The sequence below is a fragment of the Crossiella sp. S99.2 genome (genome assembly GCF_023094165.1).
Lineage (GTDB): Bacteria > Actinomycetota > Actinomycetes > Mycobacteriales > Pseudonocardiaceae > Crossiella.
Genome location: NZ_JALMDK010000001.1, coordinates 917208 through 930125 on the forward strand (window position 1 = coordinate 917208; position 12918 = coordinate 930125).

Annotated in this window: 15 protein-coding genes; 8 read left to right on the forward strand and 7 right to left on the reverse strand. The window is 68.6% G+C overall.

The window, feature by feature from the left end; translation table 11 throughout:
* The first annotated feature begins 36 nt into the window (after positions 1 to 36).
* Both MZC64_RS04500 and MZC64_RS04505 read left to right on the forward strand, forming a co-directional pair.
* Positions 37 to 558 (forward strand): hypothetical protein, encoded by a 522-nt coding sequence (locus MZC64_RS04500; protein WP_185000133.1) that lies wholly within the window; start codon positions 37 to 39, stop codon positions 556 to 558.
* Positions 559 to 656: 98 nt separating this feature from the next.
* Entirely contained in the window at positions 657 to 1676 is a 1020-nt protein-coding gene (locus MZC64_RS04505) for a DUF262 domain-containing protein (protein WP_247755773.1), read from the forward strand.
* A 58-nt stretch (positions 1677 to 1734) separates the two neighbouring features.
* Here the strand turns inward: MZC64_RS04505 and MZC64_RS04510 are convergent, their stop codons facing one another.
* Positions 1735 to 2415, reverse strand: a complete 681-nt coding sequence (locus tag MZC64_RS04510; protein WP_308300956.1) for a hemolysin III family protein — start codon at positions 2413 to 2415, stop codon at positions 1735 to 1737.
* A gap of 62 nt (positions 2416 to 2477) precedes the next feature.
* Entirely contained in the window at positions 2478 to 2894 is a 417-nt protein-coding gene (locus MZC64_RS04515) for a CoA-binding protein (protein ID WP_247755774.1), read from the reverse strand.
* Positions 2895 to 2934: 40 nt separating this feature from the next.
* On the opposite strand from MZC64_RS04515, the gene MZC64_RS04520 reads away from it, so the two are divergent.
* The 6 genes from MZC64_RS04520 (at position 2935) to MZC64_RS04545 (ending at position 9271) form a co-directional block, all read left to right on the forward strand.
* Entirely contained in the window at positions 2935 to 3714 is a 780-nt protein-coding gene (locus tag MZC64_RS04520) for an isoprenyl transferase (protein WP_308300957.1), read from the forward strand.
* Positions 3715 to 3743: 29 nt separating this feature from the next.
* Positions 3744 to 4979, forward strand: a complete 1236-nt coding sequence (locus tag MZC64_RS04525) for a DUF885 domain-containing protein (protein ID WP_247755775.1) — start codon at positions 3744 to 3746, stop codon at positions 4977 to 4979.
* A gap of 5 nt (positions 4980 to 4984) precedes the next feature.
* A complete protein-coding gene (locus tag MZC64_RS04530; RefSeq protein ID WP_247755776.1) occupies positions 4985 to 5872 on the forward strand; it encodes a PfkB family carbohydrate kinase in 888 nt (295 codons plus the stop codon).
* 397 nt (positions 5873 to 6269) lie between these two features.
* Positions 6270 to 7553: a PhoH family protein gene (locus tag MZC64_RS04535; protein WP_247756261.1), complete on the forward strand. Its 1284-nt coding sequence runs from the start codon at positions 6270 to 6272 to the stop codon at positions 7551 to 7553.
* 145 nt (positions 7554 to 7698) lie between these two features.
* Positions 7699 to 7884, forward strand: a complete 186-nt coding sequence (locus tag MZC64_RS04540) for a hypothetical protein (protein ID WP_247755777.1) — start codon at positions 7699 to 7701, stop codon at positions 7882 to 7884.
* A gap of 157 nt (positions 7885 to 8041) precedes the next feature.
* Complete coding sequence (locus MZC64_RS04545; RefSeq protein ID WP_247755778.1) at positions 8042 to 9271, forward strand: cytochrome P450; 1230 nt, start codon at positions 8042 to 8044, stop codon at positions 9269 to 9271.
* A gap of 48 nt (positions 9272 to 9319) precedes the next feature.
* On the opposite strand, the gene MZC64_RS04550 is transcribed toward MZC64_RS04545, so the two are convergent.
* The 5 genes from MZC64_RS04550 to MZC64_RS04570 all read right to left on the reverse strand — a co-directional run bounded on the left by MZC64_RS04550 (position 9320) and on the right by MZC64_RS04570 (position 12906).
* Positions 9320 to 10759, reverse strand: a complete 1440-nt coding sequence (locus MZC64_RS04550) for a GuaB1 family IMP dehydrogenase-related protein (RefSeq protein ID WP_247755779.1) — start codon at positions 10757 to 10759, stop codon at positions 9320 to 9322.
* Between the two features lie 46 nt (positions 10760 to 10805).
* Positions 10806 to 11645, reverse strand: a complete 840-nt coding sequence (locus tag MZC64_RS04555) for an NAD(P)H-binding protein (protein ID WP_247755780.1) — start codon at positions 11643 to 11645, stop codon at positions 10806 to 10808.
* A 138-nt stretch (positions 11646 to 11783) separates the two neighbouring features.
* Positions 11784 to 12104, reverse strand: a complete 321-nt coding sequence (locus MZC64_RS04560; protein WP_247755781.1) for a DUF4288 domain-containing protein — start codon at positions 12102 to 12104, stop codon at positions 11784 to 11786.
* Positions 12101 to 12526 carry a DoxX family protein gene (locus tag MZC64_RS04565; protein WP_247755782.1) on the reverse strand — a complete coding sequence of 142 codons (426 nt, stop codon included), beginning with the start codon at positions 12524 to 12526 and terminating at the stop codon, positions 12101 to 12103. Before MZC64_RS04565 ends, MZC64_RS04560 begins: the two co-directional genes overlap by 4 nt.
* Positions 12527 to 12582: 56 nt before the next feature.
* A complete protein-coding gene (locus MZC64_RS04570; RefSeq protein ID WP_247755783.1) occupies positions 12583 to 12906 on the reverse strand; it encodes a hypothetical protein in 324 nt (107 codons plus the stop codon).
* Positions 12907 to 12918 lie beyond the last annotated feature (12 nt).

The following is a 12918-nucleotide window of genomic DNA, read 5'->3' on the forward strand; positions in this document are numbered from 1 at the left end:
ATGTAATCAGAGCAACGAGGACAAGAGGAGCAAGCCATGGGGCACCGATACGAGAGTGGCAAGGAAGCAGCGGGCTGGTTCGCCGGCAGGCTGCCGGACGGCTGGTTCACCAGCGCCCCGGAGGTCATCGTCGACCGCGAGGAGATCACCATCCTGGGCGAACTCCCGGCCCTGGACGGCGAGTACACCGACGACGCCGAACGTGCCGCCGCCGAGGCGGGCCGGATCGCCCGCTGGCGTGAGCAGACCCGCGAGGAACGCATCGACATCGCCCGCCAGGCCGAGCACCGCTACGGCCGCAAGGTCGCCTGGGCCGCCCGCCTCGGCGGCACCGAGGAACGCTTCACCCGCCTGTCCGTCCCGGTCATGACCCGCCTCCGCCAACCAGAACGCCTGATCCTGGACACCCTGGTGGACGCGGGCGTCGCCCGTTCCCGCTCGGAGGCGCTCGCCTGGGCGGTGCGGCTGGTGGGCAAGCATGCGGACGAGTGGCTGGGCGAGTTGCGCGAGGCGATGACCAAGGTGGACGAGCTGCGCGCGAAGGGTCCGGGGCTGTAGCCGCTCTGGCCGGAATCGATGTGACGTTCAGTGTGCAGCTGAATACATAGCGTTACCCAGATAACTGTCCGGAATGTGGCATTTGGCAGGATGCGTCAATGGCTACATACCCGACAAGGCTGCAGAGAACTATCAACAACCAGACGGCAAACTGGTTCCTGGATCTGCATGGTAATGGCAGGTTGGACCTGGATCCGCCTTATCAGCGGCGCAGCGTCTGGAATCTAGCCTACAAGCAGTTCTTCATTGACTCTCTCATTCGGAACTATCCAGCTCCAACTATTTTTCTGCAGGTCGAGAATCTTCCTGGGCAGCAGACGATGTACCGTGTAATTGACGGTAAGCAGAGGTTGACGGCGCTCCTGGACTTTGTCAACGACGAGTTTGCGACCTCTGGTTATCTAGATGACCTAGGGCTTGGCGGGCGCTACTGCTCGGATCTGCCGGATGGGACCAGGATTTCGCTTCAGGAGTACGCTTTCACTGTTGAAACTATCAAGGGCGCGTCGTCTGTCGAGCTGAACGAGGCGTTTGATCGACTGAATAGAAACGTCGCGCGATTGAATCCTCAAGAGCTACGACATGCCAGGTACAGCGGGGCCTTTGTCGCCAAGGTCGAGAAGTTGGCTGATCACCCGCTCTGGGCGGAGATTGGACTGGTGACACCATCACGGGTCAGGAGAATGTTGGATGTCGAGATGGTGTCAGAGCTGTATGTGGTAGCCATGGACGGGATTCAGGACAAGGAAAGTCTGGACAACTACTATGCTGACTACGATGAGGAGATCAAAGGGGAGGCGGAAGCTGACTATGTATGCGACGAGGCACTTCGCCGTATAAGTGAAGTTGCTAACCTCTATCCGTTCAAGTCATTTCGTTTCAAGAATTTGGCTGACTTCTACTCGCTGTGGGCGGCTGTGATCAAGATTGCCGGCGAGGGCGTGGTTCCTGAGGCGGCGCAGATCGCGGCGAGGTTGACGGACTTTGCCGATGAGTACAAGGCACAGCATTCAAACAGGTCGCGAAACTACCGGCTTGCCGTTGTGCAGGGGTCAAATAAGAAAACGAATCGAGAAATTCGGGCAGAAGTCCTTCGGAAAGTGATTCTTGGTTTGTGACAACATTTGAAGTTGCCGGGGTGCGGGCAGGCGGCGGGTGCCCGCACCCCGGCTGGCATCAGGGGTAGAGCACCAGCCAGACCGCGATGTAGTGGCTGAGCGCGGCCAAAGCGGTGGCGGCGTGGAAGAACTCGTGGAAGCCGAAGACCTTCGGCCACGGGTTGGGCCTGCGGATGCCGTACATGATCCCGCCCACGGTGTAGAACGCGCCGCCGACCAGCAGCAGCACCAGGGCGGTCACTCCGCCGCGGGCGCCGAGTTCGGGCAGGACGAAGACCGCGACCCAGCCCAGTGCGATGTAGATCGGCACGCCCAGCCAGCGGGGGGCTTCCGGCCAGGCCAGTTTCAGCGTCACGCCGGCCAGCGCGCCGCCCCAGACCACGGCCAGGATCACGTTGCCCAGGCCCGGATCCATGGCCAGCAGGCAGAACGGGGTGTAGGTGCCCGCGATGAACAGGAAGATCATCGAGTGGTCCAGGCGGCGCATCCAGCGCAGCGCGCCCTCGGTCAGCCAGGTGCGGCGGTGGTAGAGCGCGCTGATGCCGAACAGGCCCAGGATGGTGACCGTGTAGATCGAGGTGGCCAGGGCGGCGCGGGCGGAGACCGTGCTGGCGGCCATGGCGATCAGGGTGGCTCCCGCGACCAGCGAGATGAAGAACGACCACTGGTGGATCCGGCCCCGCATCAGCGGCTTGTCGTACTGGGCCGGGGCAGTGGGTGGGAGGGTCGCGGCTGGCACCTGCCAAGGTTACGGCACCGTAGGTTACGCACCGGTTATGTTGTGGTCAGGTCCACACGCGCTCAGCCGGCCAGGTTCCGGTGGTCGACCATCAGGCAGCGGTTCACCACCACGTCCAGCCCGGCCGCCGCGGCCTTCGCACAGGACGCTTCGTCCTCGATGCCCAGTTGCAGCCACAGCGCGCCCGCTTTCACCTCGATCGCCTGCTCGGCCACCGGCGCCACCACCTCGGAGCGGCGGAAGACGTCCACGATGTCGATGTGCTCGGGCACCGCGGCCAGATCCGGGTAGACCTGGAGGCCGAACACCTCGTGCAGTGCCGGGTTCACCGGGAAGACCTGCAACCCCTGCCGGTGCAGGTAGTGCGCGATCTGGTGACTCGGCCGGTCCGGTCGCGCGCTGACGCCGACCACGGCCACGGTGCGGGCGGTGCGCACGAGTCGCGCGATCACCTCGGGGTCCTGCCACTGGGGGTGCACACGAACAGTGTGCCCGGGTGTCGGCGTACGCTGCGCGGACGTGGGTGTACGTCAGCGGGTCCGCGACCTTCTCGAAATCGGCTACGAATGGCGACTGCGCCGCGGCATGGTCGGGATGGAACATCCCCGCCACGTCGGGGTGATCCTGGACGGCAATCGCAGATGGGCCAAGGAAGCCGGGTTCGCCGACGTCAACGACGGGCACCGGATCGGCGCGATGAAGATCGAGCAGATGCTCGGCTGGTGCCGTGAGGTCGGCGTCGAGGTGGTCACCCTGTGGCTGCTCTCCACCGACAACCTGGATCGTCCGCCGGAGGAGCTGAACCCCCTGCTGGAGATCATCGCCGGCGTGGTGGACGAGCTGACCGAACCCGCCACCGGCCTGCGGGTGCGGATAGTGGGCGCGCTGGACCTGCTGCCCACCGAGACCGCGGCCCGGCTCTCCGCCGCTGCCCTGCGGACCAGGGACCGCAAGGGCATGGAGGTCAACGTCGCGGTCGGCTACGGCGGCCGCAGGGAGATCGCCGACGCGGTGCGCAAACTGTTGCTGCAGCACGCCGAAGCGGGCACCACCATCGAGGAACTGGCCGAGGTGCTCGACGTCGACCACATCGCCGAACACCTCTACACCTCCGGCCAGCCCGACCCGGACCTGCTCATCCGCACCTCCGGCGAGCAGCGCCTCTCCGGCTTCCTGCTCTGGCAGTCCGCGCACTCGGAGTTCTGGTTCTGCGAGGCGTACTGGCCGGAGTTCCGCCGCATCGACTTCCTGCGCGCGCTGCGCGCCTACGCGGTGCGGCACCGGCGTTTCGGCTCGTAGTCCGGCCGCGCTGGCGTAGGGTCCGCGCGGTGGAGGGACACCAGCTCGTACGCGAGTACCTGTTGCTCGGCCTGCGCTTCGACCGCCTGGTCGACGGTTTTGTGGACGCCTACACCGGCGATCCGCTGCTGCGCAGGCAGGTCGGCGCCGAACCCCGCCCGGACCCGGCCGCGCTGGCCGCCAGGGCCAGGGAACTGCGGGCCGAGCTGCCGGGCATCAACCTGGAGCCGGAACGCGTCGCTTTCCTGGACGCGCACCTGATCGCGCTGGAGTGCTCCGGCCGCAAGCTGGCCGGGGAAGCGGTCTCCTTCGTCGAGGAGGTCGAGTCCTACTTCCAGGTCCGCATCACCCCCGGCGATCAGGACGAGTACCGCGCCGCGCACGCCGAGCTGTCCGCGCTGCTGCCCGGTGAGTCCTCGCTGGAAACCCGGCTGAACACCTTCCGCGGCCGGGACCTGGTCCCGCCGGAGAAGCTGGAACCGGTGGTGCACGCCCTCTCCAGCACGTTGCGGGACACCGTCCGCAGCACCTTCGGCCTGCCGGAGGAGGAGGTGGTCGAGTACGAGATCGTCACGGACAAACCCTGGAGCGGCTTCAACTACTACCTGGGCGGCTACCACTCCAAGGTCGCCATCAACGCCGACCTCGGCCACCGGATGGCCAACCTGCCACACCTGGTCGCGCACGAGTCCTACCCCGGGCACCACACCGAGCACTGCCGCAAGGAATCCGGCCTGGTGGCCAAGCAGGGTCAGGCCGAGCAGACCATCTTCCTGGTCAACACCCCGCAATGCCTGATGGCCGAGGGACTGGCCGATCTGGGCCTGCACGCGGTGATCGGCGCGGGCTGGGGGCGCTGGACCCAGGAGATCGTCGGCGACCTGGGACTGCGGATGGAGGGCGAGCAGCAGGAGCGGATGGAAGGCGCGCTCGGCAAACTCGCCAGCGTGCGCCAGGACGCCGCGCTGATGCTGCACGACCGCGGCGCGGACGTGGACGAGGTGGCCATGTTCCTGCGCCGCTGGCTGCTGTGCACCGACGCGCGGGCCCGGCAGATGATCAGGTTCCTGTCGGACCCGTTGTGGCGGGCCTACACCACCACCTACGTCGAGGGGTACCGGCTGCTGCGGACCTGGCTGAACGCGCGGCCCTCCGGCCAGACCGTGGCGCAGCGGTACCGGCGGCTGCTGGACGAGCCGTTGATCCCGGCGGGGGTGCGCGCCGAGATCGCCGCGGACATCCCGGCCGTGCCGCGAGTCGGGTGAACCCGGTGCGCGGCCGCCTGCTGTGCGTCGGACTGGCCACCGTCGACCTGCTGCACCGCGTTCCGCGGCTCCCGGCCGCCAACGAAAAGGTCACGGCACTTCGACAGGACATTGCCGCAGGTGGTCCGGCATGTAACGCCGCGGTTACCGGCGCGGTGGCGGGAACGGCCGTCACTCTCCTGACCGCACTCGGAGATCACCCGTTGGCACGTCTCGTGCATCAGGAACTGGCTGGTTTCGGCATAACCGTGCGTGACTGCACGCCGGACCGGCGCGAGTCTCCCGCGGTCTCCGCGATCACCGTGCACGAGCGGACCGGGGACCGGAGCATCGTCTCCACCGACGCCGGCGGCATCGCCGCCCAACCGCCCGCGGACCTGCCCGCGCTGCTCGCCGAAACCGACGTCGTGCTCATCGACGGCCACCATCCGGCCCTGGCCGCGGCCGCCGTCCGGGGCAACGCGCCCGTGGTCTTCGACGCCGGCCGCTACCGCCCGCACCACGACGAACTGCTGGCCGCCGCCACCGTGGTCATCTGCTCCGGCGACTACCGACTACCAGGTCAGGACAGTCGCGAGGACACCATCGCCGAACTCCGGCGGATCACCCGCACCGGCGCGATGACCCGCGGCGGCGAGCCGATCGCGCACTGGGACCGCGAGCACGGGACCGGCGAACTGGCCGTGCCGCGAGTGCCGGTGCGGGACACGCTCGGCGCGGGAGACGCTTTCCACGGCGCGTTCGCGGCCTCGGTGGCGCACAGCGGCTGGGACCCGGCGGAGTTCGCCGGGCACCTGGCCTGGGCGGCGGAGGTGGCGGCGATCCGGGTGCAGAACATCGGGCCGCGGGACTGGCTGGAACACGTACCGAGAGTGACGAAAATCCGACAATAAGGACATCATCGCTGCTCGCGGTCGCGGTATGTGTGCAGTACGTAGCGTTGCGGTGACAATTAAACAAATCACCTGTGTGGCTTCGTGCCGATTGTCAGTGCCCGCAGGTAGCTTGCCATTGACGGGTCGACCCGATCGACTCGTCCAGGGAGGCCCTGGTCGTGACGTTGACGCGCACGCGGGGGCCGGCACCCGGCTCTCGTGGCCGTGTGTTCCCGGCGCCGAAGCCATCGGCGTAGGAACACCGACCCGCAGGGTAGTGCCTGGCCCACCGAGCACCGAACGCGGGTGCCGCGTTCGTGAGGGAGTTGCCGTGAGCGCACGACGGTCCCCAGCACAGTCCTCGACCCGTTCCGCCCGCAGCGGTGCCCGCCGTGCGACAGCCGCCAAGGGCTGTTTGTACGTGCTGGACACCTCGGTGCTGCTGTCCGACCCCTGGGCGATCACCCGGTTCGCGGAGCACCAGGTGGTGCTGCCGCTCGTGGTGATCAGCGAGCTGGAGGGGAAACGACACCACCCGGAGTTGGGCTGGTTCGCTCGCGAGGCACTGCGCTTGCTCGATGACCTCCGCGTCCTGCACGGGAGGTTGGACTCGCCCGTTCCGATCGGCGAGGACGGCGGCACCCTCCATGTGGAGCTGAACCACTCGGATCCGGACGTTTTGCCCTCCGGCTTCCGCACCGATTCCAACGACGCCCGGATCCTCGCCTGCGCGTTGAACCTGGCGGCGGAGAACAACCAGGTCACCCTGGTCACCAAGGACATGCCGCTGCGGGTCAAGGCCAGCGCGGTGGGTCTGGCGGCCGATGAGTACCGGGCCCAGGACGTCACCCCGTCCGGCTGGACCGGGACGGCGGACCTGGAGGTCGGCGCGCACATCGTGGACACGCTCTACAAGGAGAGCGTGGTCGACCTGGACGAGGCCAGGGATCTGCCCTGCCACACCGGGTTGCGGCTGCTGGCCGGCACCGCGAGCGCGCTGGCCAGGGTGACCCCGGACAAGCGGGTGCGCCTGGTCCGCGGCGACCGGGAGGCATTCGGGCTGCACGGGCGCTCGGCCGAGCAGCGGATCGCGCTCGACCTGTTGCTGGACCCCGAGGTCGGCATCGTCTCGCTCGGCGGGCGAGCGGGCACCGGCAAGTCCGCGCTGGCGCTGTGTGCCGGTCTGGAAGCCGTGATGGAGCGGCGGCTGCACCGCAAGGTGGTGGTCTTCCGGCCGGTCTACGCCGTCGGCGGGCAGGAACTCGGGTACCTGCCGGGCAGCGAGAACGAGAAGATGATGCCCTGGGCCCAGGCCGTGTTCGACACCCTGGGCGCGATGGTCAGCAAGGACGTCATCGACGAGGTGCTCGACCGCGGCATGCTCGAAGTGCTGCCGCTGACCCACATCCGCGGCCGGTCGCTGCACGATTCGTTCGTGATCGTGGACGAGGCGCAGTCGCTGGAGCGCAACGTGCTGCTCACCGTGCTCTCGCGGCTGGGCACCGGCTCCAGGGTGGTGCTGACCCACGATGTGGCGCAGCGGGACAACCTGCGGGTCGGCAGGCACGACGGCATCGCCGCGGTGATCGAGAAGTTGAAGGGGCATCCGCTGTTCGCGCATGTCACCCTCACCCGCTCGGAACGCTCCCCGATCGCGGCCCTGGTCACCGAGATGCTGGAGGGCGACTACCTGAGCTGATCGTCGCGCCCCTGCTCAGCCGATCGGCCGATCGGCTGAGCAGGGTGGCCGATCGGCCGGGTGCACAGTGGCCGTAGTGCCGATCCGCCGGTCCCCGGTCCTGGGCGAAGCTGAACGCACAACACAGCGAGCCCGAGGAGAACCGATGATCGAGATGGTGCTGACCTGGACCGGAGCCGTGCTGAGCGTGCTCGTGGTGCTGCTCATGCTGCTCCCGGTCGTCGTCTCCGGCACGGGCCGGACGGTCAAGCTCGCCAAGCCGGCTCGGGGGCCGGAAGGGGAGTCCGGGGTGCAGCCCGTGGTTCGCGCCGCGGGTCCGGTCGCCGTCTGAGGGTAAGAACCAACTACGAGCTGCTCGGGGCAGCTCGCCACCCACGGGCCCCATGCCTCCTTCGGGGGGAGGCATGGGGTCCGTTTTTGGGGTGACCGGAGTTTCTTCGCCGGAATGGGTTGACCTTGACGCTGCGTCAGGGTTGGAGCCTGGTCGCATGACGCGCCACCCCGCTCCCACCACGCCGGGCCTGCCCACCGAACGCGATGCCGGTCCCTTCACCCCGCCCAGCCACCGCACCCGGCTCCGGGAAACCCGTCCGGTCAGCCCGCTGGTCTTCCCCGACGGCCACCAGGGCTGGATCGTCACCGGCTACGACGCGGTCCGCCAGGTCATGGCCGACACCAGGTTCAGCTCCCGGCTGGACCTCGGCGTGATCCACGAGCCGTTCGAGATCCCCGGCATGCCGGTGGCGACCGAACCCTCCCCGCAGGTGCCGGGCGTGTTCGTGGCCATGGACCCGCCGGATCACACCCGGCTGCGCCGCAGGCTCACCGGCGCCTTCACCGTCCGGCGGATGAAGCAGCTGGAAGACCACATCGGCGAGATCGTGGAGCGCCAGCTGGACCACCTGGCCGGCCTGACCCCGCCGGTGGACCTGGTCGCCGAGTTCGCGCTGCCGGTGCCCTCGCTGGTGATCTGCGAGCTGCTCGGCGTGCCCTACACCGACCGGGACACCTTCCAGGTCAACTCGAACCGGTTCATGGACATGAGCCTGCCGTTCGAGGAGAAGATCGCCGCGTACATGGCGCTGACCGGCTATCTGGCCGAACTGGTCACCAGCAAGCGTGCCGCTCCCGGCGAGGACATCCTCTCCGACCTGGCCTGCCAGGAAGACCTCACGATCGAGGAACTGACCGGCATCGCCTTCCTGCTGTTGCTGGCCGGGCACGAGACCACCGCCAACATGCTGGCGCTGGGCACCTTCGCACTGCTGGAGCACCCGGACCAGCTGGCCGAACTGCACGCCGACCCGGCGCTGCTGCCCGAGGCCGTCGAGGAGCTGCTGCGCTACCTGTCCATCGCGGACATCTTCTTCCGCTACGCCACCGAGGACCTCGAACTCGGCGGCGAGACCATCCCGCGGGGCTCCACCGTGCTGGTCTCCCTGCTGGCCGCCAACCACGATCCGCAGCGCTTCGAGAACCCCGGTGCCCTGGACATCCACCGCAAGGCCCGCGGGCATCAGGCCTTCGGGCACGGCATCCACCAGTGCCTCGGCCAGCAGCTGGCCCGGATCGAGATGCGGGCCGGGTTCGCCGGACTGCTGCGCCGGTTCCCGACCCTGGAACTGGCCATCCCGGCCGGCGAGGTGAAGCTGCGGACCAACATGCGGATCTACGGCGTGCACGAGCTGCCGGTCACCTGGACCGGGACGGCCCGATAACCCTGTGGTGTGGTCGGCCGATGTTCGCGCCGACCACACCGGGTCCGGCTACCAGCCGGTGGGCAGCGGCCTGCCCTCGGCGAAGCCCGCCGCGGACTGCACGCCCAGCAGCGCCCGCTGGTGGAACTCGGTCACCGTGGTCGCACCCGCGTAGGTGCAGGAGGAACGCACCCCGGCGCAGATCGCGTCCAGCAGGTCCTCCACACCCGGCCGGGCCGGGTCCAGCCGCATCCGGGAGCTGGAGATGCCCTCCTCGAACAGGCCCTTGCGGGCCCGGTCGAAGGCCGAGTCGGTGCGGGTGCGCGCGCTGACCGCGCGCTTGGAGGCCATGCCGAAGGACTCCTTGTACAGCCTGCCCTGCTCGTCGTGGTGCAGGTCGCCCGGCGACTCGTAGGTGCCCGCGAACCAGGAGCCGATCATCACCGAGGCGGCGCCGGCGGCCAGGGCGAGCGCGACGTCGCGGGGGTGCCGGACGCCGCCGTCGGCCCACACGTGCTTGCCGTACTTGCGGGCTTCCTCGGCGCATTCGGCCACCGCGGAGAACTGCGGGCGGCCCACGCCGGTCATCATCCGGGTGGTGCACATCGCGCCGGGGCCGACACCGACCTTGACGATGTCCGCGCCGGCCTCGATCAGGTCCCTGGCGCCCTCGGCGGTGACCACGTTGCCCGCCACCAGCGGCACCGCCGGGTCCAGCGCGCGCACTGCCTTCAGCGCGGTGAGCATCTTGTCCTGGTGGCCGTGCGCGGTGTCCACGACCAGCGTGTCCACCCCGGCGGCGAGCAGTTCGGCGGCCTTGGCGGCCACATCGCCGTTGACCCCGATGGCCGCGGCCACCCGCAGCCTGCCCCGCTCGTCCAGTGCCGGGCGGTAGATGTCCGCGCGCAGCGCGCCGACCTCGGTCAGCACCCCGGCCAGCCTGCCCTCACCGTCCACCGCGAGGGCCACCTTGGCCGGGCGGCCGTGCAGCTGCTCGAAGACCTCGCGTGGCTGCGCGGTCAGCGGCAGCACCAGCAGTTCCTCGTTGAGCACGTCCTCGACCCTGGCGAAGCGGTCCACCCCGGTGCAGGCGGCCTCGTCCACCACGCCCAGCGGCGCGCCCTGGGCGTCGACCACCACGACCGCGCCGTGCGCCCGCTTGTGCAGCAGGTTCAGCGCGTCGGCCACCGCAGCCCCGGCCGCCACCACCAGCGGGGTGTCCCACACCGGGTGCCTGCCCTTGACCCAGGAGACGATCTCGGCGACCGCCTCCGGGGCCACGTCCTGGGGCAGCACGGTGATGCCGCCGCGCCGGGCGATGGTCTCGGCCATCCGGCGGCCGGCCACCGCGGTCATGTTGGCCACCACGATCGGGATCGTGGCGCCCGTTCCGTCCACAGTGGACAGGTCGACGTCGAACCTGGAGGTGATGCCGGAGCGGCGGGGCACCAGGAAGACGTCGTCGTAGGTCAGGTCGTATCCGGGGCTGACCCCGTCCAGGAAGCGCACGAGAGTCCAGGATACGGATTCGCGCGCGACCTGGACGGGGATCAGCTCACTGGAACCAGTCGGCGTGGTCCCGGACCCACTCGCGGTAGGTCAGCGCCGGGCGGCCCAGCACCCGCTCGGTGACGTCGCTGACCTCGTCCGCCCGCTGGGTGGCCTCGGCCCGGTAGCCCTCGATCATGGTGATGACGTCCTCCGGCCAGCCCTGCGCCAGGAAGAAGGCCACCGCCTCGGCCGGGGTCTGCTCGACGAACTTCAGCTCCCGGCCGAGCACCTCGCCGATGATCCGCACCTGTTCGACCCGGCTGAGCTGTTCCGGGCCGGTCAGGCTGTATCGGGCATAAACGTGATCGTCCTCCAGCAATGCCGCGACACCGACGTCGGCGATATCCCGTTCGTGAATGGGCACCATCCTGGCCTGCGGATAGGCGCCATAGGCCAGCCCGTTCAACTTGATGCTCTCGGCCCATTCACCGGTGTTCCCGGCGAACATTCCCGGCCGCAGGTGCGTCCATTCCAGACCGGTGTCCTCCACCGCCTGTTCCACCCGCAGGTGCTCGTCGCCGGCCTCCTTGTTGGTGCGCAGCCGCTGCACCGTGGAGGAGGAGGACAGGGTGACGACCCGGCGCACCCCGGCCTTGCGCACTGCCTCCAGGAAATATTCCAGGCGCTCGAAGTGCGGGAAGAGGTAGAGCTTGTCCACGCCTTCCAGTGCAGGCAGGAAGGTGTCCGGGTCGGTGATGTCGGCCTGGACCACCTCGGCCGCCGCGGGCAGTGCGGCCGTCTGCGGGTCCCTGGTGGTGGCCCGGACCTGCTGCCCCTTGGCCAGCAGGCCGTCCACCACGTGCCTGCCGACCGAGCCGGTCGCGCCGGTCACCAGAATTGTCATGAGTTCCTCCAGTGCTTTCGTTTCCCTCGGCCGCCGACCGTAGGGGAAAAAGAAGTCCACACGCACATAGGACTTTGCTGAAGCAAATCTGGCTGAACTATTTGACAGATCGCGATTTATGCTGTCTACGGGTGGGTATCAGAGCGGTTCGCCGCCCAGGAGTGGCTCGAATCGGCGATAGGCGGCGTAGTCGCGGAAATGGCGGGTGTAGACCTCGGCGCCGTCGCCAAGGGCCTGATCGTCCACCTCGGCCACGTCCACCACCGCGGCCAGCCGCCAGGTCACGAGGTCGCCGTCGCCGTTGCGGTACTCGTGCTCGCCGGCCAGGCCGTGGGCTTGCGCGCGTGCCCGCGCCGACTCGAGTGAGTCGGCGTCGAGCAGCACGATGTTCTCCTGGTGCAGCGTCGCGGTGTCCCCGTGATAGGCGGACAGGATGATCACCGCGCAGAACCGTGTCATGTCCGCGACAGTAGGCGGTCCAGGCTGGCCTTTCCGGCTCCGACGCAGGTCAACAGGGCCAGCAGGCAGATCAGCAGCCATTCGGGGCTGTAGAAGAGATAGCTCGGGAAGTTCCACGCGTCCGGGTGCTTGGCCAGCAGCGGCGGCGCGACCACCACGACCAGCGCGCCGAGCATGGTCCCGGCCAGCAGCAGGGCGGCGATCCGGGTGGCCAGGCCGAGCATCAGGGCCAGGCCGCCGACCAGTTCGACCACCGCGGTGGCCGGGGCGGTGACCTCGGGCAGCGGGATGCCCCAGCCGCGGAAGTCGGCGGTGAACTTGCCGAGTCCGCCGAGTTTGCCCACCGCCCCGCTGGCGAACATGAAGCCGACGGTCAGGCGGGCGAGCAGATTGGGCAGCCAGGCGAAATTGTCGAGTTTCATCACACACTCCACTGGAAATGGGCGTCGTCGGGTGCTTGCGGAAAAACCGGGTCGGTTTAAATCCGCAACACGGACAGGACGTGCAGATCCACGGCGTGCGGGGTGCCCCTGGCCTGCGGCGGGGCGGGCAAGGCCGGCGGAACGGGTGCGGTGTGCGCGGACACCGGCGCGACCGCCTTGTTCGGGCTGTGCGGCAAAGCGGCGTTGAGCTGCGGGTTTGGCTCGGCCACCGCGCAGTCCGGGACAGGCTGGGGCTGGCTCAGGTGGACACCGGTGGACTTGGCCGCGGCCAGTGTCACCGGGCAGGCGGCGGGCGCGAACGGCACGGCGGCGAGCACGAGTGCGATGAGCACCGCGAATACCACCGGAATCCTGCGCATTGCGGCCAATCT

What these genes read in the sequence shown, in the direction of transcription:
- MZC64_RS04545 (WP_247755778.1), top strand. Translation starts at nt 8,042, where the DNA reads ATGACGCGCCACCCCGCTCCCACCACGCCGGGCCTGCCCACCGAACGC.
- MZC64_RS04555 (WP_247755780.1), bottom strand. Translation starts at nt 11,645, where the DNA reads ATGACAATTCTGGTGACCGGCGCGACCGGCTCGGTCGGCAGGCACGTG.
- MZC64_RS04540 (WP_247755777.1), top strand. Translation starts at nt 7,699, where the DNA reads ATGATCGAGATGGTGCTGACCTGGACCGGAGCCGTGCTGAGCGTGCTC.
- MZC64_RS04505 (WP_247755773.1), top strand. Translation starts at nt 657, where the DNA reads ATGGCTACATACCCGACAAGGCTGCAGAGAACTATCAACAACCAGACG.
- MZC64_RS04570 (WP_247755783.1), bottom strand. Translation starts at nt 12,906, where the DNA reads ATGCGCAGGATTCCGGTGGTATTCGCGGTGCTCATCGCACTCGTGCTC.
- MZC64_RS04565 (WP_247755782.1), bottom strand. Translation starts at nt 12,526, where the DNA reads ATGAAACTCGACAATTTCGCCTGGCTGCCCAATCTGCTCGCCCGCCTG.
- MZC64_RS04500 (WP_185000133.1), top strand. Translation starts at nt 37, where the DNA reads ATGGGGCACCGATACGAGAGTGGCAAGGAAGCAGCGGGCTGGTTCGCC.
- MZC64_RS04560 (WP_247755781.1), bottom strand. Translation starts at nt 12,104, where the DNA reads ATGACACGGTTCTGCGCGGTGATCATCCTGTCCGCCTATCACGGGGAC.